General features: G+C 37.4%; 30 protein-coding genes and 1 pseudogene. 5 read left to right on the top strand and 26 right to left on the bottom strand.

Annotated features, from left to right (window positions below; all coding sequences use genetic code 11):
- Positions 1–59 precede the first annotated feature (59 nt).
- Positions 60–504, top strand: a pseudogene (locus tag BN999_RS17440) (GNAT family N-acetyltransferase).
- 50 nt (positions 505–554) lie between these two features.
- On the opposite strand, the gene fosB reads toward BN999_RS17440, so the two are convergent.
- The 5 genes from fosB to BN999_RS17415 all read right to left on the bottom strand — a co-directional run bounded on the left by fosB (position 555) and on the right by BN999_RS17415 (position 3,398).
- Positions 555–977, bottom strand: a complete 423-nt coding sequence (fosB, locus tag BN999_RS17435; RefSeq protein ID WP_096273538.1) for a metallothiol transferase FosB — start codon at positions 975–977, stop codon at positions 555–557.
- Between the two features lies 1 nt (position 978).
- Entirely contained in the window at positions 979–1,446 is a 468-nt protein-coding gene (locus tag BN999_RS17430; protein ID WP_255247514.1) for a GNAT family N-acetyltransferase, read from the bottom strand.
- Between the two features lie 14 nt (positions 1,447–1,460).
- Positions 1,461–1,967, bottom strand: coding sequence for a GNAT family N-acetyltransferase (locus BN999_RS17425; RefSeq protein ID WP_096273536.1), 507 nt, complete (start codon positions 1,965–1,967; stop codon positions 1,461–1,463).
- Positions 1,968–2,140: 173 nt separating this feature from the next.
- Entirely contained in the window at positions 2,141–2,509 is a 369-nt protein-coding gene (locus BN999_RS17420; protein ID WP_096273534.1) for a YybH family protein, read from the bottom strand.
- A gap of 16 nt (positions 2,510–2,525) precedes the next feature.
- Positions 2,526–3,398 carry a TetR/AcrR family transcriptional regulator gene (locus BN999_RS17415; protein WP_096273532.1) on the bottom strand — a complete coding sequence of 291 codons (873 nt, stop codon included), beginning with the start codon at positions 3,396–3,398 and terminating at the stop codon, positions 2,526–2,528.
- A 164-nt stretch (positions 3,399–3,562) separates the two neighbouring features.
- Here BN999_RS17415 and BN999_RS17410 point away from each other — a divergent pair, with 164 nt between their 5' ends.
- Positions 3,563–5,068: a DHA2 family efflux MFS transporter permease subunit gene (locus BN999_RS17410; RefSeq protein WP_096273530.1), complete on the top strand. Its 1,506-nt coding sequence runs from the start codon at positions 3,563–3,565 to the stop codon at positions 5,066–5,068.
- An 84-nt stretch (positions 5,069–5,152) separates the two neighbouring features.
- Here the strand turns inward: BN999_RS17410 and BN999_RS17405 are convergent, their stop codons facing one another.
- The 9 genes from BN999_RS17405 to BN999_RS17365 all read right to left on the bottom strand — a co-directional run bounded on the left by BN999_RS17405 (position 5,153) and on the right by BN999_RS17365 (position 10,567).
- The gene (locus tag BN999_RS17405; protein ID WP_096273528.1) at positions 5,153–5,698 is read right to left on the bottom strand and encodes a hypothetical protein; all 546 of its coding nucleotides are present in this window, start codon (positions 5,696–5,698) and stop codon (positions 5,153–5,155) included.
- A gap of 279 nt (positions 5,699–5,977) precedes the next feature.
- Entirely contained in the window at positions 5,978–6,901 is a 924-nt protein-coding gene (locus BN999_RS17400) for a phosphotransferase (RefSeq protein ID WP_096273526.1), read from the bottom strand.
- A gap of 63 nt (positions 6,902–6,964) precedes the next feature.
- On the bottom strand, positions 6,965–7,474 hold the full coding sequence (locus BN999_RS17395; protein ID WP_096273524.1) for a GNAT family N-acetyltransferase: 510 nt from the start codon (positions 7,472–7,474) through the stop codon (positions 6,965–6,967).
- Positions 7,474–8,073: a zinc dependent phospholipase C family protein gene (locus BN999_RS17390; protein WP_096273522.1), complete on the bottom strand. Its 600-nt coding sequence runs from the start codon at positions 8,071–8,073 to the stop codon at positions 7,474–7,476. The genes BN999_RS17395 and BN999_RS17390 overlap by 1 nt, the downstream gene beginning before the upstream one ends.
- Positions 8,063–8,950 carry a hypothetical protein gene (locus BN999_RS17385; RefSeq protein ID WP_096273520.1) on the bottom strand — a complete coding sequence of 296 codons (888 nt, stop codon included), beginning with the start codon at positions 8,948–8,950 and terminating at the stop codon, positions 8,063–8,065. Before BN999_RS17385 ends, BN999_RS17390 begins: the two co-directional genes overlap by 11 nt.
- A gap of 7 nt (positions 8,951–8,957) precedes the next feature.
- On the bottom strand, positions 8,958–9,446 hold the full coding sequence (locus BN999_RS17380; RefSeq protein ID WP_096273767.1) for an HIT family protein: 489 nt from the start codon (positions 9,444–9,446) through the stop codon (positions 8,958–8,960).
- A 19-nt stretch (positions 9,447–9,465) separates the two neighbouring features.
- Positions 9,466–9,870, bottom strand: a complete 405-nt coding sequence (locus BN999_RS17375) for a VOC family protein (protein WP_096273518.1) — start codon at positions 9,868–9,870, stop codon at positions 9,466–9,468.
- Between the two features lie 21 nt (positions 9,871–9,891).
- Positions 9,892–10,188, bottom strand: a complete 297-nt coding sequence (locus tag BN999_RS17370) for a hypothetical protein (RefSeq protein ID WP_096273516.1) — start codon at positions 10,186–10,188, stop codon at positions 9,892–9,894.
- Positions 10,189–10,231: 43 nt separating this feature from the next.
- On the bottom strand, positions 10,232–10,567 hold the full coding sequence (locus BN999_RS17365) for an HIT domain-containing protein (RefSeq protein WP_096273514.1): 336 nt from the start codon (positions 10,565–10,567) through the stop codon (positions 10,232–10,234).
- 97 nt (positions 10,568–10,664) lie between these two features.
- On the opposite strand from BN999_RS17365, the gene BN999_RS17360 reads away from it, so the two are divergent.
- The gene (locus BN999_RS17360) at positions 10,665–10,865 is read left to right on the top strand and encodes a DUF4177 domain-containing protein (RefSeq protein WP_217988499.1); all 201 of its coding nucleotides are present in this window, start codon (positions 10,665–10,667) and stop codon (positions 10,863–10,865) included.
- Between the two features lie 332 nt (positions 10,866–11,197).
- Here the strand turns inward: BN999_RS17360 and BN999_RS17355 are convergent, their stop codons facing one another.
- From BN999_RS17355 to BN999_RS17330, 6 genes are read right to left on the bottom strand one after another with little or no spacing between them, the layout of a single operon-like run.
- Positions 11,198–11,947: a nucleoside phosphorylase gene (locus BN999_RS17355; protein ID WP_096273510.1), complete on the bottom strand. Its 750-nt coding sequence runs from the start codon at positions 11,945–11,947 to the stop codon at positions 11,198–11,200.
- Positions 11,948–11,959: 12 nt separating this feature from the next.
- A complete protein-coding gene (locus tag BN999_RS17350) occupies positions 11,960–12,784 on the bottom strand; it encodes a nucleotidyltransferase domain-containing protein (RefSeq protein WP_096273509.1) in 825 nt (274 codons plus the stop codon).
- Between the two features lie 10 nt (positions 12,785–12,794).
- Positions 12,795–13,289, bottom strand: a complete 495-nt coding sequence (locus tag BN999_RS17345) for an NUDIX hydrolase (protein ID WP_096273508.1) — start codon at positions 13,287–13,289, stop codon at positions 12,795–12,797.
- 2 nt (positions 13,290–13,291) lie between these two features.
- The gene (locus BN999_RS17340) at positions 13,292–13,849 is read right to left on the bottom strand and encodes an NUDIX hydrolase (RefSeq protein WP_096273506.1); all 558 of its coding nucleotides are present in this window, start codon (positions 13,847–13,849) and stop codon (positions 13,292–13,294) included.
- 13 nt (positions 13,850–13,862) lie between these two features.
- Positions 13,863–14,570 carry a class I SAM-dependent methyltransferase gene (locus tag BN999_RS17335; protein WP_096273504.1) on the bottom strand — a complete coding sequence of 236 codons (708 nt, stop codon included), beginning with the start codon at positions 14,568–14,570 and terminating at the stop codon, positions 13,863–13,865.
- Positions 14,571–14,573: 3 nt separating this feature from the next.
- A complete protein-coding gene (locus BN999_RS17330; RefSeq protein ID WP_096273502.1) occupies positions 14,574–15,248 on the bottom strand; it encodes a hypothetical protein in 675 nt (224 codons plus the stop codon).
- Between the two features lie 157 nt (positions 15,249–15,405).
- Here BN999_RS17330 and BN999_RS17325 point away from each other — a divergent pair, with 157 nt between their 5' ends.
- Both BN999_RS17325 and BN999_RS17320 read left to right on the top strand, forming a co-directional pair.
- Positions 15,406–16,329: a glycoside hydrolase domain-containing protein gene (locus BN999_RS17325; RefSeq protein ID WP_096273500.1), complete on the top strand. Its 924-nt coding sequence runs from the start codon at positions 15,406–15,408 to the stop codon at positions 16,327–16,329.
- Positions 16,330–16,347: 18 nt separating this feature from the next.
- Entirely contained in the window at positions 16,348–17,136 is a 789-nt protein-coding gene (locus BN999_RS17320; protein ID WP_096273498.1) for a hypothetical protein, read from the top strand.
- 61 nt (positions 17,137–17,197) lie between these two features.
- Here BN999_RS17320 and BN999_RS20905 read toward each other — a convergent pair whose 3' ends face one another.
- From BN999_RS20905 to BN999_RS17290, 6 genes are all read right to left on the bottom strand, one after another.
- On the bottom strand, positions 17,198–18,091 hold the full coding sequence (locus BN999_RS20905) for a GNAT family N-acetyltransferase (protein ID WP_217988498.1): 894 nt from the start codon (positions 18,089–18,091) through the stop codon (positions 17,198–17,200).
- A gap of 144 nt (positions 18,092–18,235) precedes the next feature.
- The gene (locus BN999_RS17310) at positions 18,236–18,790 is read right to left on the bottom strand and encodes an SLOG family protein (RefSeq protein WP_096273496.1); all 555 of its coding nucleotides are present in this window, start codon (positions 18,788–18,790) and stop codon (positions 18,236–18,238) included.
- A 161-nt stretch (positions 18,791–18,951) separates the two neighbouring features.
- Positions 18,952–19,458: a CotD family spore coat protein gene (locus BN999_RS17305; RefSeq protein ID WP_096273494.1), complete on the bottom strand. Its 507-nt coding sequence runs from the start codon at positions 19,456–19,458 to the stop codon at positions 18,952–18,954.
- A gap of 105 nt (positions 19,459–19,563) precedes the next feature.
- Positions 19,564–20,124, bottom strand: coding sequence for a hypothetical protein (locus BN999_RS17300; protein ID WP_096273492.1), 561 nt, complete (start codon positions 20,122–20,124; stop codon positions 19,564–19,566).
- 157 nt (positions 20,125–20,281) lie between these two features.
- Positions 20,282–21,055 (bottom strand): ABC transporter permease, encoded by a 774-nt coding sequence (locus tag BN999_RS17295; protein ID WP_096273490.1) that lies wholly within the window; start codon positions 21,053–21,055, stop codon positions 20,282–20,284.
- A complete protein-coding gene (locus BN999_RS17290) occupies positions 21,033–22,019 on the bottom strand; it encodes an ABC transporter ATP-binding protein (protein WP_096273488.1) in 987 nt (328 codons plus the stop codon). The genes BN999_RS17295 and BN999_RS17290 overlap by 23 nt, the downstream gene beginning before the upstream one ends.
- Positions 22,020–22,154 lie beyond the last annotated feature (135 nt).

Raw genomic sequence — 22,154 nt, 5'->3', positions numbered from 1 at the left:
TACTATTCTAGTAGAATAGTTTTTATCTAATAAACATGGTGAAGTAAAGGAAGTAGATTATGAAGTTAGAAACAAAAAGGCTAATCATGGTGCCCTGTACAGAACAATCCTTGTATAGAGTAGAATATGAGATAGGTCCACACATACAGATGCATATGGAGAAGCTAAAACGTGATGACACTTTTTTAGGTTGGGGCCCATGGTTCGTTTTAGACAAAGGAAATCATAAAGCCCTAGGTGATGTAGGTTTTAAAGGGAAGCCAAATGAAAAGAAAACCGTTGAAGTGCGCTTGCATTTTACCTCTATATCAAAATCAAGGCTTTGCAACCGAAGCAGTTAAAGAGGTAGTGAGGTGGGCATTCTCTTCCGGTAAGGTAGAACGTATAGTTGCTGAATGCCTAGTTGATAACTCGGCATCAGTAAAAGTTCTGCAGAAGTTAGGAATGAGGAGAATCGGCATAGAAGGCAACATGATTTATTGGGAACTAGAGAATCCTTACTAATTTAGGCGTGCGAGAATATGCACGTCTTACCATTACACCAATGATTGTCCTCAATTAAAAAACTCCAGATGTGGTTTAGCTTCCATATAATATTGTAAGCGATCATTTAGCGTACCCGTGTGAAATTCAAACTTATGTCCATCCAGATCTATAAAATAAATTGATTGTTTGTCCCGAATATCTCGCTCTCTTCCCGGCAGTATCGTCACCCCTAATTTTTTCAACTTATTAACATAGGCATCAAACTCTTCTTCTTCTACTGAGAACGCAATATGAGTGTAAGACTTATGTATGTCTCTACGGGGAATGTCCTTTTCCTCATTTAATGCTAGCCATAGTCCATTTAAATCAAAGTAAACAGTACTTTTTCCTTTTAGCAATGGCTTAGCATTAAAAACTTCCATATAAAACTTCATCGATTTTTCTAAATTTGAAACAGAGAATAACAGATGATTAATTCCACCTAATTTCATCTCAATCCTCCTTTACCATGACAATAAATTTCATATCATTACGTAGGAAAGTATGTCTTTCCACGAAGTTAAATTTCTCATACAGATGAATTGCTCGTTTATTAAAATCTGCCACAGTTAACCTGATGCAACCTTTATACTCCGCTTGTAGTTCTTTCAAAATATAGTGCAAAAACTTATTCCCTAACCCTTTACCTGTTAAATTGGGCCTCATCCCCAATCCAATGTCAATACAATCATCTTGATATGCGCCAACTTCATGACCAGCAGATACTTGTGCATCTATTCCCGTACAATAGAATCCCACTATTTTCATCTCAGATAATATTGCTTTGTAAGAATGGCGAGTTAACTCTAAGATTGCTTCCCCTGATAAGACATTATTATATAGATCGTACGGTTGCTCATATTTCCATCCAAGAATTTCTATCGCGTATCGTTCTGTCATCTTTCTAGTTGAAAATTCCAATTCTATCCCACCCATTAGGAATCTAACGATAAGGACATGTATTCCTCATCAAAATAGACATTTTTTACTTTTAATGCTTTCTCTTCCAGACCATAACTTTCAAAACCAAAACTTTGATAAAGTCCTTTTGCACCATAATTAATGGAAACCACAGTTAGATTAATCTTTGTAATACCATCTATTTTACGGGCTTGTGTGATTGCTGCTTCAAGAAGTGCTTTCCCTATCCCACTTCCCCTTTTCTCAGGAGTCACATACATAGCAAAGATATTTGCCTTATGCTTTAACTTATCCATTGTTTCAGGAAGTAATGTTACCATTCCTATTAACTTCTCATTTTCGAATGCTCCAAAATTGTATTGGTTAGCTAGTCCAAATGTTTTTTTATATTGTTCTACTGGATTGGGCTTACTGATTACTTCTTCATAACTTGTTGCAAATGCTTCCGGATTCTCTTTTAACGCCTCTAAACGTAGTTCAAAATACTGCTCTGCGTCCATAGGTTTTAGTAGTCGGATCATTTTCTCACTCCTAAAAACTGTTCCTAATTCTAATATTCTAGTTTATACGTTTGAAATCCTTCCAAAGTTGCAAAAATGTCGAAAAATAACAAAAAGCCACATCCATCTATGGATACGGCTAACATCTTCATGATATATTGTTGCAGAAATGATGGATCTGGAATCTCTTCACCTTATTTTATAGTACTCAGATGTTCGTGAATAAGCCTCCAGTTCCCGTCTGAATTCTTCTTAAAAACATTTGTAGCTCTTCCGCTCCCCTGTATAAATTCCTCCTCATAATATCCTTCAAATTCATAAGTATAAATACAGGTAGCCGTGTTCTCTTCCTCTACTAACCAGTGAACATTAGTTGCCCGATATACTTCATTTTTAATGGTGTTCCAGGCATTCTCAAAGTACTTACCAATCTCATCGATTGTGTTGCAGCTTTTATTTGAAAACCAATATATTGCCTTATCATCTAATAGTCTTCTTACGTTTTTAAAATCATGTGTATTTGTCGCAGCAATATAATCGTTTAAAGCCTTCTCATATCCCATATAATCCCTCTTCTTTTCATATATTTTTCAAGTACTTTTCCGCTAATTGAACCAACTGTCTGCATTCATACTCCTGCTTTGTTTCCCTAAACATATTAGTTAATGATAATATAACACTTTCGATTAGAAATTTTCTTGGCGTATCAGATTGGAATTCTTCTTTTAAAAAGTGCAGATATTCAACCTTTTCATCCTCTACCTTATCTTCTAAAATATCTATTTTATCTACTAACCGTAGTAGGATATCTTCATTAGATAAGTCGTCCAATTCAACACCAAACCAATCTCTAGTAAAGAACGGTTCACCGGATTGGATTTGCTCGTGTATGATCGGTTTCAAACGGTTTAAAATAAACCGAATAACTTTCTCTGATTCTAATTCCTCTTCTGCCTGCATCTTCCATACATACAAAAAATGTTGGAACATTCCAAGAAACATAACGGCATGATCTAAGGCATAATCACAATTCTCTGGAGAATATACTTCACAGATTCGATTAGCTATCCAATGAACTTCATTCCGGTACTGGTCTTCTAAAAATGATTTTACTGCTGGCTCTTCCAAATGCATAATGGATTCAAATAAAATAAGCATATTATATTTTCTATTTATTGTAGACCTTACAGCAATTTGTTGGATAAATACCTCTTCATCCTTTTTCGACTTTCCTAAAGAAAGCTCGATTCGCTTTTGATCGCCTTCTTCTTGGACACTTTCCATTATAGCAAGTAAACATTCGTGCTTTGACACAAAATAATTGTAGAATGTTCCTTTTGAGATATTCGCTTCACTGATAATATCTTGAATGGACGTTGCATGGAATCCTTTTTCAACAAATAATCGATGGGCAGCGTCTAATATGTTATTTTTCCGTTTATTTTCACTCATCACAATCACCTTAATAGAACAATAGTATAATTAATTTTACCACCTGGAATCCTTTTAAATCAACCTATCAACTATTAGCTAAAAATAAATATTGCTTTTTTTATACTATCGGTATAAAATACTAAAGTGCTTTATTACGTATACGGAAAGTAGGTTTGATACTTATGTCTGAAAATATATCTCAAGAACAAAAAGCTCCTTATGGAGTTATCGCTATATTATTTATAGGCGCCTTTGTAGCTATTCTTAATGAAACCTTTCTTAACGTAGCATTACCTTCTATTATGACTGATTTCCAAGTAAGCCCAGCAAAAGTGCAATGGTTAGCAACTGGGTACATGCTTGTGAACGGGATACTGATTCCGGCTAGTGCTTTTTTCATTCAACGTTTTACGAATCGTAGCATTTTTATTACCGCTATGGGCTTATTCACACTTGGGACACTGTTAGCTAGTATTTCACCAACATTTGGGGTGCTTTTGGTAGCTAGATTAATCCAAGCTTCTGGTTCTGCGATTATGATGCCGTTATTAATGAACGTCATGCTTGTTGCATTTCCAATTGAAAAACGCGGTCAAGTAATGGGATTCTTTGGATTAGTAATGATCGTTGCTCCAGCTCTTGGACCAACTTTATCAGGATTTATAGTAGAACATTTTAGTTGGAGAATGCTATTTAATATCGTATTACCATTTTCTGTTTTATCTTTAGTGTATGCTATTTTCAAACTCAAGAACTTTACCCCACAGAATAAGATTAAATTAGATATTCTATCTATTATTCTTTCTAGTATCGGGTTTGGAGGACTTTTATACGGATTTAGTTCTGCTGGAGAAATGGGATGGAGTAATCCTTTAGTTTATGGAACGGTTATTGCTGGAACTATTGGAATTGTATTACTTATCCTTCGTCAATTCCGTCTCAAAGATCCATTACTTGAATTTAGGATTTTTAAATATCCAATGTTTGCACTATCGTCAGCAATATCGATTACCATATCTCTTGCCCTTTTCTCAGGGATGATATTAATTCCACTTTACATCCAAACGGTACGTGGGTTCTCACCAACAGAAGCTGGTTTATTAATGCTTCCTGGTGCTCTTGTAATGGGGGTAATGTCTCCAATTTCAGGTAGACTTTTTGATAAACATGGTGCAAAAAACATGGCCATTATTGGGCTTGTCATTATGACAGTAACAACATTTTTATTCAGTAAGTTGACTATGAGTACACCTTACTTGTTAGTTGGACTTATGTTCTCGGTGCGTGCATTTGGTATGTCCTTGGTCAATATGCCTGTTATGACAAATGGGTTAAACCAACTACCAATGAAAGATTATCCACACGGAACTGCAATGAATAATACGTTATCACAGGTAGCCGGTGCAATCGGATCTGCGTTAATGGTTACGGTTATGAATAGTCGAATGGAAGCAAGACTTACTGAAATAAGTAAAGAGCCTATCGACATGAGCATGATCGATGCGAATTCTTCATTGTCAGTACCTAAGCAGCTTGAAAATCTGGCAATGCTAAATGGAATTAACTTCTCTTTCTTTGTTTCAGCACTAATTATTGTGATTGCATTGATACTTGCATTTTTCATAAAGCGGGTACCAATTGACAAATCGGAACCGAAGTTAGATTTAACTAATACACCTAAAAAGTAATGAAAAACACCCTTTGCCATAATTTGCAAAGGGTGTTACTTTTTACCGTACAATTTCTATTTAAGTAATAACTCTAAACAGCCATTAATTATAACTAAACAATATATTTCCTTCTTTATCCACAACATCAAAAGTAACCGTATGGGAGTCTGTTACCTCACTTGTTAGAACATCAACAAATACGTGCTTCTTATTGATGTCTACAAGATTCTCTACGACCATTTCGTTTCCGCTATGAACTTTATAGGCGATTTGTTCGGCATTTGGATAATGAAAAACTCCGCCCCAGACAATATTTAATGAATTATCTGTATTAGCGCCAATAGTATCTAGTTGAATAAATTCTAACTTATTACCGATATCAACAGTCATAATATAGTCATCTTCCGTATCCAATACATACCGATTAAAGTTATTTTTTTCATATGAACTCCGACAAATAATAAAATCGCCTTTATTATCTTTCGTCAAAAAAATAACTACCCCTACTTCATCATTATGATACAAGATTTCTGGTTTGTCATATTTACCATATTCACTACTACTAATAGCATCCTGTAGGGTTTGAGATGAACAACCCGATAAAACAACTACAGCAGCAACCACTAAGATCGACAGTAACTTTCTCATTTTCTCCTCCCATAAAAGAGCATGATCAACCCATCATTCTCTATTTATATAACTACGTTACGTCTAGTTACCAACCTGAAATATATCTTACAAAGATTGAAACCTATGTATATTAGAGTTGCGTTTTTTCTCTCTTATATATAGACGTTTGAAGGAGCAAAAAGGTTTCAAATAATTGGAAAATAATTTATAAAATCTACGTGATGTTTAGGTCAATCGTCTCATGTAGAAAAAGAAAACCATTGTGATCTTGGATTTAGTGAAGTATAGATATTCTTATTAATTTATCGTATAGTCAGAGCCCTCAAGAAAGACTTGGATTAAACTTTGAAACAAATCTTGTTGAGCAGGATTTTGCCAATCCTCTTCATATTCAGCCATTAACCACATCACTTCATCAAGAAAGACATGTCGTATTGCCTTGTCCCATAATACCTTTTCCTTCTCTGTTAGAGTGACATACTTGGTATAGCCTGCAAGAAATTGTTGCCATTCTGGAACAGTGAATATACGTGTTGGTGCAGTTTTGTGCTCATTATGAAAAAGTAATAATACTAACGCAAGGTCAAAGATTCTTGGTATCCAGGTTGCATTATCTGGATCGATTAGGTATGGTTCTGGGGTCAGAACTAAATTATTTGCCTTAAAATCGTGGGGTGTTGCAATATGTGGTAATTCTATATGTTGCAGTTCTTCTTGATGACCAACACTATCTAGCAAAAGTTGTTTCAAACCTTCCACATCAATCTCAACATTTGCATGTTTAGCATGTTGAGATATTGCTTCCATACTTTCGGTTACCTCATCTTGATTAAAGTCATAAACATCATATTCCAGTAGGTCGTATGCATTGGTGCTTGGGGATAGACTGTGAATCTTACCTAACAATTTTCCTGCATCGAAGATTTCCTGTTCCTTCCCTGAATAGACTGTTCCGTTTATATATGGGTATACAACAAAGTTGGTATCCTCGATTTGTTGTGGGTTATCTACAGTCAATTTTACTGGTGTCACTACATCTATTCCATTGTCTTTTAACATTTCTGTATATTTCATTAGAGAACCTGCTCGACTTTGTGTTAGCTTCACGATCACATCTTGATCTCCATTTTTCACTCGATAAACTGGCGAAAATGGATATATGCTTTGCGGTTCTTCTGTTACGATAAAGCCAAATTTACTTAATATCTTTATTCCATTCATTACAGTACCCCTTACTTTACTTGTTCTAATTCTGGTACTTTGTAAGATAGTAAACTCCTTCTGTTAAAGGTTTATTATTTTCCCCATGATGACATATGGCTCTGCTTTATCTCGGGGGTAAAAGTTCTCCTTTACAATTTCCCAGTTTAACTTTTTATACAAATTCCTAGCTGAAATATTATCCATTTGTGTAGTTAGTACTGCCTTCTTATTATGACTTTCTTCGAGTAATTTGGTTGCAAGTTCTTGTCCTATATTTTTTCTTCGGTACTTCGGGCGAACAACTAGTTCTACAAACTCAAAGCAGTCCTCTAGCCAGCATTCTTGATTGGAGTTTGTAAGTTCCATTCGAAGTAAATTATGATAGTACTGTCCAGGACTGGAAGTATATCCATAAGCAAATCCTGAAATATCTTTCCCCTTATAAGCAACGACTCCCTGAAAACCGGGATATGTCGATTGCCGTTTAAATCGCTCTAAGAAATCATTAGGATTTCCTCCCCATACTTCATGGTAAATACGTACCATATTCTGAAGTTCTAATTCCGTTAATGAAACAGATTTTATTTCCATTAGTCCACACCTAACTCCTGCAGCTTAAGTAGTCCGCGCTCAATACATGTCTCCACGTAACCCACCATTTGAAAAAATGTAAATACCTTGAGTTCTTCATCGAGATGTTCCTTTGGATAATTCATGTCTTCTTTCACATATGGGAAGAAGGCTTTAACATCCTCCACTTTTACTTCTTCTAAATCATGAACGCCTTCATAGTTAAGGTTATCGAGAATTCTCTCGTCAATCTGATAATGATGAAGTAATTTTGCATTGAGTAGCCTGAAATCACCGTGATACCTTTCATATAGCGTATCATCTGCGACCATTCTATTCCTCAACCATCCCTGATAGAAACCCTTTAACCACACATAATCTGCAATAAGATGCGTGTAATATCCAAGTACATAATCGGTTCTAGGGTACTTATCTAAGAACTTTTCAAATTCTACTGTTGTCGTATAATCTTTCTCGTGTCCGATGAAAAAATGCGATTTTCCTTTTGGATAGACAGCATCTGGTGCAACACCACCAATGAAAAATGCATGCTTATCCTGAACATTTATTCTTTCGGCTATTTGTTTTGCTATGATTAGGTGCATAATTCTAGAACCCATTTTGATAACTCCCTTGCTTTTTTTGATAAGTGTTCAAAACTGGACTCCTTGGGAATTCAAAATAGTCAAGCACTCCCATTGCATATGGATCAGTAGTATCGAATTCTCCTTCCAGCTTTTTATACCCTTTCCTATGAACATATTCAATTTGGCTGGATATCAATAGATTTATAGTATTGATATCTGACTTTCTTCTTGTTCCTCTCCAGCCGAATTCTACCGTATCATCATGTTCTGATTCATGTAGTAGTGAGTAAGCAACCACTTCTTTCTTCACATCTACAACAACATAACTTCCTTCTATAATTAAATCCTCAGCAAAGATCAACTGCTTCCACGTATCAATATCGAACTCTGCAACTGGATTTACTAAATGAGTCTCTTCATATATTCTCTTGGCAAGATTTATTAGTTGCTCCGTTTGAGTTGGCAAAAGCTCTCCAAGAGTTTTCATTTGAAGACTTGTAGTTTCCCTAGTCATATTTAGTATGTAAGGGAGATGAATCGTGGGTAAGTAAGTTTTCCGTATTCTTTCAAAATTATTTTCCTGATAATAGTTATCGAGAATAGAGTGCTCATATACCCCAGTTTGTAGTGGGTAATCCTTTTCATCTAAGTTCTCTACTAACGCTTCAATCAATTCACCAATACAATTCATGTGGTTAGGATGATGAACAATGTCAAAATAAGTACAGTATGGGTGAAAACTGCTTTTCCATGCCACTAGAAACCCTAGCATTTTTTCTTTATCATAAGCCACCAAGGCAATTTTACAGTTTGGGGATTCAGCAATATGTATGGCATTTGATTCCTTGTCTAGATAGGAAATCAGTTTCTGTAGTTCTTTTTTATCAGCTGCAGTATAGTTATTAATCATTTTTTCCTCAATCTACTTTTAATGTTTGCGATAAGACATGAATAGCTTTCTTTACTTCCTGAATATTTTCATCGTGATTCATATTTTCTCTTGCATGGAGAAGCACTGGTCTTACCGACTCTACTGAACGACCAAATTCATACATCCACTCATATCTCGGTACCATCCATGTATGAAAATGATGTGTTGTGTCCTCATTGTAAAAATAGTAAACATATTCAATTCCTAGCACTTCCCGTTGTGCCTTACGAATCTTAGTAAGAATATCTATGTAATCTAGTTTTTCTTCATGAGTTAATTCATCAAAACTGGTAATATGTCGCTTGGAAGCTAATATAACTAATCCTTTTATTGGATAAGCTACATCTTGGTGTGCATGAAAATACTCTGTTTCCACTACTACCCCACCATCAGGTTCAATTAATCCATCTACAATGGCACAACTAAGACACTCCACTTCTATCTTCTTTCCGTTCGAAAGTGTTATTTTCCTAATGAAACTCACCCCTCAAGTTTTAAATCCCTTCCGTATTCATTAAGACAATTCTCCATCCATCCGGATCTTCGATGGTAACACCTTTTTCTTCCCAGTAACCATTCTCTGGTTCTACTTCGGGGTATCCCATTTGATTAAGTCTTTCTTTTACATTTTCTATTTCCACTTGATTTGGAATATAGAAAACTAGCAAATTATCTTTTGTTGGTGCAGGACAAGGAGAGCCCTCAACATGCTTGGTGAATTCCAGGTGATACGGTGCATCTGGCAATCCATAAATTACCCCAGTATATCCCCGATGACCAGTAAAGTCTGTTAATCTTTTTAACCCTAATCCACGTTCATAGAATTCTATTACTTCCTCATATTTATCTGTTGGTCTTGCAATTCTGACTTGAACTGCTGAAAAGTTATTAAAATCCATGGCTTACTCCCTCCGATGCAACTATTCTTTTATTTTTTCTAAAAGTGCTCGTTGTACTGGAAAACCAGCGATAGGATGGTTCACTTCTTGAAACGAATATGCTGACTCATTAATAATGAATATCCCGTCTCCTTTATAATGCGCATCCATGCCCCTTTTTTCTAATTCATCTTGAACTGCTAAGATAAATTCATTGCGGTCCGAATAGCGATCATCCAATTCAACTCTTATAACACCATCTCGGTACCCATATATCCGAAAAAGCCATATCCCTAGCAGAACGACAACCACTATCACTATTGCTACAAAAATCTCCATATTGTCACCCCTTCATTAAATATAGATTGTTAAAGGTAGACCTTTAATCTTTTCTAATTTTATCACCAGACACGATATGCCAATGTAGATGCTTTGACTCCTGATAGTCTCCTAGATTAGTTATCACCCTACAAGCACCATATTTCTCTTCCACTTCTGCTGCTACCTTTTGAATAACCTCTATTAATTCAAACAATATCCCCTGATCACTTTCCTCAATATTTGTTAAAGATGGAATATGTTTCTTAGGAATGGCAACGATATGTACTTGATAGAATGGTCGTGTGTGATAGTATGCTAGCACATTATCTGTTTCAAACACTTTGTCTACATTTGTTTTTCCACTCATCACTTCATCACAATAAAAATCGCTCGACATAATCAGTTTCCTCCTATTAAAGAAATATTAAAAACATTATAACATTATTTATGATACCATAGAAAAAAACAGGGTATTTTTACCAAGGAGGCAAATGATGAACAATTGGGAGTATATGGTAGAAAACTGGACAATACCTATTGATACCACTAACCGGGAAGAATTTGAAACAGAATTAAATGAGTATGGAAAAGATGGCTGGGAATTAGTTACAATCATCCCCAAATTGGGCGTTATTGATGAGTTACAAGTAGTAAGCCAATTAATATTTAAGCGAAAAATTGAAGTAGAATTATGATTGATGGTGCGGTAAGAAGTTATCTAATTATTGTTTGAAACTAAGTTTTGCTTTTGATTTTAAATACTATACGAGCGAAGGTAATGAGCCGAGACTCCTTGAAAAAAAGATCACATTTTCTGCTTACGATGTATCGCTTTCGTAGCGTTGCTTAGGACTGCGATTACTCCCCCCATCGAAAACCATTGTCCTGTAGGGAGATAGGCATAGGTGAGACCCGCGGGGAGCTTTAGCTCTGGGAGACTCACCAGCCATTGGCAAAGTAGACACATAGTTTTCATCTGCTATTAGATTAAACTATCTAGAAAACATCACCTAGGAAAAATACATTATTAATCATTCAAGGAAGCCAAATACAACGCCAATTCTCTTATTCTACTATCAGTCTCATCCATCATGTTATCTAATTCCTCTGGCCTAGTATAAAAGGTTTCCCCTTGTATAATATGATCGGATAAATTTAGTAACCCGATTGCGCTTCGATTAAAATACTTGGCAATGGCAAATGTAGTAGCTGTTTCCATATCCACACCCAGGTGCCCATCCTCTGACCAGTTTTTAACAAGTTCTGTCGTTTCCATATACATAGCACTCGTTGACATAACAGTTCCTGTCACATAGCGATAACTTTTTTCCTTACAGAAAGTTATGGCCGCTTCCACTAATTTTTGATCTGCATGAACTAATGTATGCCTTGGTAAATACCACTGCGATACGCCGTCTTCCATATAGGCGCCTGTTACAATCAAAATGTCACCATATTGTACATCACTGGATAATCCACCAAAATATCCTGTTTGAATGAATTTATTGGTGCCAAGTACGGCATAACGGTGTGCCGTAATAGCGGCGGAAGGACCACCAAACACATTAGAAAAACCTATTCTATTCTCATGCCTATTTCCAATAACCGTATTCCAATCGGAAATCCATTGCTCATCCGCTAATATGTTCTTCCAACGGTCCAGATTTTCTTGATGTTCCCATTCCCCATGTAGGATAAATGATTCTGGAATACCCTTTTCTGAAAGCTTTAGAGCTTGCATCCAATCTTCTTTTGTAAAGTCGCCATATAATTTCATGTTCGTTCACCCCTACATGATTAAAGCAAATACTTTCTTGCATAGTTGTTGTTCTTCATCTAATCCTACTTTCTCTGACAATACTCTATTAAGCCGAAGAAATTCTGGGTAAATAGAAGCAATCGTTTGAAGTATTTTCTCAGAATCACGGTGAGAATCCCATTCCGCGAGCAAACCAAGTTGACTCTCAGATAAAACAGTTCCTTGCCGTTCTATCTTTGACCAAACCAGGTAAGGACTGAATAGATGCTTGTTCTTTTCAGTGTACCATCCTGAAGCTATTAGCCATTTTAAAGCACTCAGATTATCTAGGGCATAATTTAGTTCGTTCCGCTTAGCTGCCCGGTATGTTTCATGAGCAAAGGCGAACACTTTCTCTCGCCAATAAATAATTTCCTCTGATGATACCGAAAAAGATATTTTTCTAGATTGTGAGATTACATGGTTAATAATGTGTTCCGGGTCGTAATATGCTTTAATATCTTGTAGCCATATTGATGATTGTAACTCATCAGCCTCGTGATACCAGGAATCCATTTTTACAAAGCAATCATAATGCGTGACAATATAAGGAGCTCTATCTGTTCCTTCAAAAAATAAAACATTTCCCCATTTCGAAGCACGTCTTTTCTTCTCGGCAATAAACTCTTGCTTTGTATTAGATTTGACCACAATATGTAAATCAATATCCGAGTAGGCATCATAATCCCCTCTTGCAAGTGAACCACCTTCATAGATACCAATAACATTCGGATCGGCAATTAAATCTTCTAAAGCTGCTTCTAGTAGCTTGGTTCTTTCATTTGGTAGAGTTACATCCCTTTTCTTAAATCCCACACATACATCATCAACTCCTAATTTCTAGTTGGATAGCGTGATCGACCATTGCTTGCCGTATATTATCCATTTCTATATATTGTTTCATATCACCAGGCTCTACAAAAATTCTTCTGTGAGATTCAAATTGCGCACTGAATGGCAGAATTCTTTTTACATCCATTCGATAAAACAATTGATACCCCACAAGTGGATATTTACTCGTTTTATCCCAGTTTGGATTTTCATGATGATCCACTTCAACTGCACCAAGAAGGATACAATCCCCTTCAACATACCCTTCCTCAAATGCCTCTCTTTTAAAGCATTGTTCTGGTGTTTCCCCTACTTCCATATGACCACCTGGTATATCCCAACCACGGTGGTTCAAATCAACAAGTAAGACTTTATCATTATAAAAACAGATTCCATGAACACTCGTAATTAATTCAACAGGTGGCATATAATCTTGTTTCCAAGTTAACTTGATTATTCCATCGCCCCAATTTGCATAGTTAAACACCATAACTAGTTCTCCTTTAATCGATTCATCATAAAAGACTTCACCATATAGTAAGCACTTGCAGTAAATAACTGATTAACCTCACCGTTAGCAATCAATCTATCCATATCATCCAACTCAACCAAATGAACATCAATAAATTCAGTAGGATCTAAGTCCTGTTCATATGCTTGATACGCATCCAAAAATAAGTAGGTAATCACTTTATTAGTTTGCGTTGCTGGATTAACGAAAAACTCTCCCAACTTAATCGGCTCGTAATCCGTAGTATAGCCAGTTTCTTCTCTCACTTCTCGAATAATTGCTTCTTGGTGGGATTCATTTGCTTCAGGCTTTCCAGCTGGAATCTCTAAAAAGAATTCCTGTGCCCCATGTCGATATTGTCTCACTAATACAAGATGTTGGTCCTTTGTTAGCACGATTGCATTCACCCAGTCGTCGTATTCATTTACATAGTACGTATCGATGAGATTTCCGTCCGGTAATTCCAACTTATCTTTACGAAGATTTCCAAAGGGTGACTTAAATACATAATCTGAAGATAGTTTTCTCCATTTCCCCATCTTTTTGACCTCCTTATTTTTTTGCTACATATGTAATAGCATTTGTTTTTAACAAGACTTCCCGATGCCCTCTAGTAATCTTATATTCTAGTGGTTTAACCAATTTCTTTAGGACAGTCCATCTTGAGAAAGTATCTAATAAAACCTGGTTCATCTCTTCAGTCTGAAGATTTACCTCTATATGAACTTCCAGGTTCTCTCCGGATTCGCAATCCATTTCTTCTATTTCTGAATTGATAATGAGACAAACTATCCCACCAGTTTTCGTCCCTCTTTCTATTTCGTTCAATACTAACCTGAGATGTTCTTCAGACTCAACATGCTCCAGGCTAGAGACGGCAACGACTAAATCATAATCTTCCTCCATTATGTTAAAGTCTTCAATGGAGGATTGAATTGGCTCAATGTATTGTGAAACATGAAACTCCTTGCAATAACTAGTTAATCTATTAATTGCAGATTCTAGAAAATCAATACAGATAACCTTGCCTTTCCGATTAGAATCTCGAATCCATTCTGCAATCGGGATAGCATTCCTTCCTACCCCCGCACCAAGATCAAGAATCTTAACCTCTTCCTTATCCGCTAAGAGAGGCAACAGTTCCATTACCGTTTGAACAGGTTTGTGTAACCATGATCCGGATTGAAATAATTTATAATTATCATAGCAATAGTCATGATAGTCTTTTTCTTCTTTCCGTATATTTTGAATTCTCCCCATAGTCTACATCCTCCTCCTCCTTTTTGGAAAAAGCAAATGCCGAACCAAGTTCTTTATATGTGAAGTATCTTCGCGATGTCTTAAAATGAAATCCCGAAAAATAAAATCCTCTGGAGAAACACGAACCTTTGCTAACGGATATACCTCTTTTTCAGAAATCCACTCATTCTTCGCCCCACCTGGTTTAAATCGGTCCTTAGGAAATAGATATATCATTCCACCCTGCCATATTTCACCCCTAAAATCCTCATTTAACGAGAAATAATAATACCGTTTCACACCTTTACTTGTTTGTGCAGTTAAGCAAAGATTTCGCAATGAACCATAATAATCGTTCCTATTAATGACAGCAAAAAACAACGACCATGTTGCATCAGAAGAAGCAAAAACAGCCTTTACTTTTTCTCCAGTGAACAAGGTAGAATTCCGTGGCTCAAAAGCTTCAATATCCGGGTTATTGGAACCGTGAACAAGAACGTTCTTGTTCTCAATAAGATAGGTTAAAAACTTATATTTCTTCTCTTGCAATAAGTAAGGGAACTCATCCCCTACACCGTTTATAATATAGTTCTCATACAATTCATCAAACAGTTTCTTCTGTTCATCTGTTAGTTCTAACTCATCCAAACGCAGAAAATTTAATCGGTTTAATAAATAGGTACGTGCAACATTATGCATAATTCCACCACCTTACACACGCTATTACTTTTTAATTCGACAAATGATTGCTTTTTTCCTGCCAGAATTTGCAAGGGATGACAGTACATTACCATGCCCACACTCCTACCCTCTCCCATTAATAGAATGCTATAGGGGCTGAAGGGAGGTTAAACCTATGAGAAAATATGAACTAATCACCCTGATTAGTTTGGTTCTTGTCATCGCCATCCCCGTATTAATATTGTTCGTTTACAATTCACAAGAAACCACCGAACAGGCAAAGGACCCCAAAACCGAAGAAACTGATAAGAAAAATCAAGACAGTGAATCGGATAATAAAGATGAAGATAAAGACAATAAAGATAATAACGGCGATAGTAATAAAGATAGTAATAAAGAAGACCAAGACAAAGAAGAGGATAAAAATAAAAATGATGAAGCAAGTAAAGAAGATAAGAGCAATGAAATCCATTGGGGCGTTGACTCTGCGAGCTACACCGATGAGGAAATCCTTGGTTGTGTAGTAGACAATTATGGTAAACCAGTCATATGGGGACGTTATCTTGGAGAAAAAGAAGGCATTTCAGCAGGACTTGATTCCGAAGAGGTCAAACTTTTACATGATAATGATATTAAGATTCTAGTAATCTACAATCATGTGGAAGACGCACGTGGTCATGATAATGGGGTAGAACATGCTAAACAAGCAATCTCCATGGCCAAAGATCTTGAAATTCCAGAAGGTGTAGCAATCTTTGTAGATATCGAACCAGAATACCCTGTAGATGCCGCATTTATGGAAGGATGGTACACAACACTAGCAGACTCAAACTATGAACCAGGTGTATACGGAGTTTTCAGCGAAGAAAATGAATTGCTACATGCTTACAACGATATGGAAAAAGAAGCGAGTGAAAACACCATCGTATGGACCGCATATCCTCAAGAAGAAATCACCACAAAAGAAGATGCCCCAGAATATAACCCACAAGGACCAGAAAATGCTAAAACTTACGGTTGGCAATACGCTATTGACGGGGAAACCTGTAATATAGATACAAATCTATTTAATGGGAATATGATGGATTTTGTTTGGTAAGTAGATTGTGAGAGTTTATTGGTTGAATGGGCGCATGGTTCTCTGATTTGGGAGCATGCGCTTGTTGCTTGGGCACATGGTTTCCTGACTTGGGAGCATGCGCTGGTTGCTTGGGCACATGGTTCTCATTTTTGGGAGCATGCTCCGGTTGCTTGGGCACATGGTTTCCTGACTTGGGAGCATGCTCCGGTTGCTTGGGCACATGGTTTCCTGACTTGGGAGCATGCTCCGGTTGCTTGGGCACATGGTTCTCATTTTTGGGAGCATGCTCCGGTTGCTTGGGCACATGGTTTCCAAACTTGGGAGCATGCTCCGGTTGCTTGGGCACATGATTCCCTAGATCGGGAGCATACTCCGGTTGCTTGGGCACATAGTTTCCAAACTTGGGGACATACTCCGGTTGCTTGGGCACATGGTTTCCTGACTTGGGAGCATACTCCGGTTGCTTGGGCACATGGTTCCCTGATTTGGGAGCATGCTCCGGTTGCATGGGCGCATGGTTTCCTGACTTGGGAGTATGCTCCGGTTGCTTGGGCACATGATTCCCTACATTGGGAGCATACGCTGGTTGCTTGGGCACATGGTTTCCTGACTTGGGAGCATGCTCCGGTTGCTTGGGCACATGGTTCCCTGATTTGGGAGCATGCTCCGGTTACTTGGGCACATGGTTTCCTAGATTGGGAGCATGCGCTGGTTGCTTGGGCACATGATTCCCTAGATTGGGGGCATGCTCCGGTTGCTTGGGCACTTGGTTCCCTTACTTGGGGACATACTACAGATAATCAGAAACATGGTTCCCCAAATTAAGTGCATGCACCAGTTACCCAAGCACACAAAAGAACCAGCCTCGTTCCGAGACTGGTTCTTTTCACTCCCAAACCTTATTCTTCTGTAATGAAGGGGGACAAGCATAGTTATAGGCTTTAATTTTTTTATTAATTTCTTTAACCATCTTGCGCTTTTCTTTCCCCTCTAGTTCCTCAAGCTTCTCTTTTAAAGAGTCAATTTCATTGGCTAGATCAATCCAAGGAGGCAATACATGATTATCTTTTAGGGTCTTGTATAGCTGTGCTTCAGATGGATTAACAGAACTAGGTCCTAAATCGAGCGGTTTGCCTTTTCCAGGAAGATTATCAAAGTCTCCTGCTGCTTCAGCTCGTTTCACTATCTCTGTTAAGTGGTCGCGATACGGACCGGGAGTTTCATCTGCATATTTTCTACGTCGCCAATCTGGTTTAAGCATGGATAGTACGTAAGCGTCATGGAATTTATTATGTTGAAATAAATACCCTCGCAGCAAACCTTCCCTTGTAAATCCTGCTTTTTCTAGCAAACTATTGGAAGCTACATTTTCAGGGTATGTTATAGCTCCCATCCGATGTATTCCTAACTCAACAAAGCAGTATTCTAGTACACTAGCTAGCGCTTCTGATAGAATTCCTTTTCGCCAATATTCTGGTTGAAGTTCAAATCCTATCTCTGCTCTTTGAGTATGAGGGCTATAATTGTGTATTCCAATAGTACCAATAAATTCGGCGTTGTTCTTCGTGGTAATTCCCCAACGAATTCCTTTTCCCTCTCGATAAAGCACTTGAAAATGTTCGACCAAATCTTCTGCCTCTTCCACGGAATTCATGCTTTCCCTTCCGTAGTATTTCATCACTTCATCCTTAGAGAAAATTTCAAAAATAGCATCTGCATGACTAGGTAATATTTCTATTAACTTAAGACGAGTTGTGTAAAGTAATGGAAACTTTTTCATGGATTTACAGCTCCCCTTCAAAAGGATCAGATTGTTATAACACTATATTCTATGTTAAAAACACAAATCCCTGCTATATGTTGACAGGAAAAGGTATTATTCCACAATTGTCAAAAAATATTCATAAAGTTATCTCACTAATTATCAATTCCAATAATCTGGATCTGCCATCCTCATTTCTTCTACCATTTCATCTAGATCAGAAGGAGTGATTAAATAGATTGGATAATTCTTGTTGGCACGCTTCGCCTCTTCGTAGAAGAACTTATTACTACCAGGATACTCATCATCAAGAAGGATTAAGCAAGCATCACTCTTTTCTACCAACCACTTGTTCTTTGCACGGAATTGATATGGTCCTTTATATTCTCCATTATATAACGGTTGATAAAAGTCCACTATCATGGTTAATTCTTCATATTTAAGTTTTAAATCCTCGGGCCAACGTTCATCCTGTTTCTCAAATGGTGGAATAACCGCAACCTGAATATCGTATTCATCTTTCAGGTCCATTGCAACTTCTGCGGTCCATAACTCCACACCCATCTGCCCCGATATCAAAATCCACTCCAGCCCTTCTTCTATAAAACCTAATAATTTCTTCTCAATAGCTGCCTTAATAATAGCTATTTTAGGGTCATTTTCTTTAAAAATATTGATTTCTCTAGGTTTGTATCCTGTAACGGTTAGTACTTTCATATGTAACTGGCACATCCTTAAACCATAATCTTCTAATATTAAATCATTTAGCTACTAAACATAGATACTTGCCTTCACAGTACGTCGTCCAATCGAATAAACTTTTAGTAGCTAAACCTTTATAAAAGCTAAAGAGCCGGCTATGCCAGCTCCTTACCATGTTAACACCAATTGTTTGGCTTTTTCCAGTTGTTTGGTCCCATTCCTTGGTTACCCATTGGTCCCATGCCAGGATTCATACCTGGATCCATTGCACCTGCTACTTGATTTGGTGTTTGATTGTTGTTACCTAGTACTGGGTTCATCATACCAGGGCCAATGCCTTGCCCCATACCGGGTGCCATTCCTGGTCCCATTCCTGGTCCCATCATTCCCGGGTCCATTGCGCCTGCTACTTGACCTGGTCCTGGTCCTGGTCCCATCATGCCAGGGCCACTTGGTACATTAAATGCTCCACCAAACTGATCAACACTATTCACTGTATTTTGAACGGAAGTTGAGTGTGGGAATACATGATTATTCTTGATTAGATGATGATTCATGATAGTTGTATGAGATGGATGAACATGTTGAATAGTTTCCTCAGTACAGTGATGAACAACATTATGCTTTGTTGGATGAACTACACATTTTGGGCATCCACAATTTGGTCTGTGTCGATGTCTCATTATTTTTCCCCTTTCTGTGATAAGCTACACTAATAACCTATGACAGGTGACGGATACTTGTATCAGACACGTACCTATTTTAAGGGAAAAAGTTTGATATTTGCCCTAAGAATCTTTCTTCTTGGAGTTCCGTAATGCTAAAAAGATGACAAGAAAGAATATACCAAGCCCAACATAAAGACCAACCACAACGATATTGGGTAATGGATTATGTTCCCCCATTTCACCAGGTGTAAAACCCTGTCCAAGAACTACCATATCATCTTGTGCCTGCTTCATCACAACTTGACTTGTTCGATCACAGATCCCAGTCATCAAGTTGTCACTAGTATAGGCATCATTAATTCCAGCATACACTAAGTACTCTTTTCCAACCTGAAAATCAAAGCCACAAGCTGCCCCATCCTTTCCTGTTCTGACCGTTATCTCAGACTCCCGAACACCTTTCCATACCTCGTTAACCGATAGTAGCACTTTTAAACCATGTTCATGATCATCAGCTTTCCTTATTTCTTTAACCTCACCACGGAAAACTGCCGAAGACCGGTCCAACTCGCGATTAGCAGACAATGGCTCCTCACAAGTACAAGCAGAAGAATAAATAGGAAAAATTAATAAAGAAAAAACAATTAACACAACCCCCACAAAAACACGCAAAAACCTCACAAGCCATCCCCCCTTCCATATAGCCTAGCAAAGTTTCTAGGTGCCTGTCACTACCCGGTTTTTGACTAATTTTGACTAATTTTGTCGAATGCATCAAGTGTGATTTACTTCCCAATAAAAAAGTGGTATCAGCCCAGGTAGCCAATACCACTTTAAATTAATAATGTGCAAGTAATCCCTTATGCATTGCAAAACGCTCACAACGTAAGAAAACAAATAATCCAATTCCGAAATAAAATACGGCATTAAACACTAGTATCGAAATATCTGCTACCGTAAACTCGGTTAAGGTCATGCCATTAATCATAATTTCACGAACCATATCTATCCCCTTAACAAATGGGAAAAACGCTAAAAATGGTGCGACAGATAACGGTACAAACGTAAGACCAGCAAGAATGAACTGTAATATTTGTAAGAATGCTTGAATCTGCTTCAATATCATCGTAAATCCTGCGATGATCAACCCTAACCCAAACATACTAATAAGCGTTAAAATTAATACCGGTAATATCGATAGCACATCTACATTTAACCATTGGCCAGCTGTAAACATACTTAAGTAAAGTAAGGCAACGATAATGACAAATTCAATCAATGTGGAAGAGAGCAATCGAGATAACATAATTTTCCAAATCCCCATTGGAGACATTCCTAATTGCTCCAGAGTTCCTTGCGTAGCTTCATTCGTAATTTGCCACCCAATATCATTGACCACAACCATGGCCAAAAACCAGAAAATATAGTTCACAATCACATATTGGATATTCGTATCCTGTGTGCTCGGATCACCAATTAACGAAATCCCTGCAAACATCCCCAAAAATAGCACATAAAACGTAATTAGCATCGCAATCGTATTGGGCAAATACCGCTTTAACATAATATATTCTCGACGGATATTTGCCTTAAACACGTTCAGAAAGCGCATATTCTTTCTCCCCCTTTACAATCTTCATAAAGACCTGTTCAAAGTTAATTGTTTTCCGGTCAATGGTGTCCACTGGAATTTGCTCCAATTTTAAAATGTCAAATAAATCATAGATTTCCTGACTTTGTGTTAAGTCCACTTCTAGCACAGACTGATATGTTTCCGGAGTGTATGTAAGCTGAGGAAATTTTTCAAGCAATAATTCATGCTGCTCTTCACTTAAATGTCCATCTAACTTCACAGTATAGGATCGTACTTCAAACAATTTCATCAGATTCTCTACACGATCATTGGTTACTACTTTCCCACTATTTATAATGACTGTACGCTCACATAAATCTTGAATGACATCCATATCATGCGAAGTTATGATAATCGTTTTATCCTCTGTTCTCACGATTTCACGAAGCAGCTCACGTACCTCATATCCAGTTTCAATATCGAGACCAAGTGTTGGCTCATCCAGTAAAATAACCTCACTACCTGCAAGCATTGCTACTGCAATTGCCAATTTCTGCTGCATCCCTCTTGATAGGCGATTGACCATCTCATTTTCTTTATCCTTTAAGCGAAACTGTTTAAGTAGTTCGTCAATCTGGCCTGCAACTTCTTTTCTTGATTTCCCGCGATTTCCTGCAAAATACTCCAAGTTTTCTCGAACAGTCAAACGCCAATAAAGATTCCGATTTCCTTCTAGCACAGCACTAATATGTTCCTGTGCCTGAAGTCGCTTGTCCTGATTATCGATTCCATTAATCGTGATGTTTCCGCTGTCAGGACGAACCAAACCACAAATCATTTTAATCGTGGTTGTTTTCCCAGCTCCATTTGGCCCTAGCAATCCAAGAATCTCACCCTTATTAACGGTGAAAGAAATTTGATCTACGGCAGTAATAATTTCCTTCGTTTTTCTTTTTTTATAAGACTTCTTAAGGTTCTTAACCTCTACAATTGGTTGAGTCATTCCTCTCATCCCCTCTTCTTATTCTATCTTTAGTTTAAATAATTTCGAATACTCCTACTACGGGCTGAGGTTCGAAAAAGTTTCAGACTTTAGACGGAGAGCGTTCTAGTTTGGAAGGATGATAATGAAAAAGGA

Origin of the sequence: Paucisalibacillus globulus (genome assembly GCF_900184735.1) — a bacterium.
Taxonomy (GTDB): Bacteria; Bacillota; Bacilli; order Bacillales; family Amphibacillaceae; genus Ornithinibacillus; species Ornithinibacillus globulus_B.
This window is presented reverse-complemented; position numbering and strand designations above follow the sequence as displayed.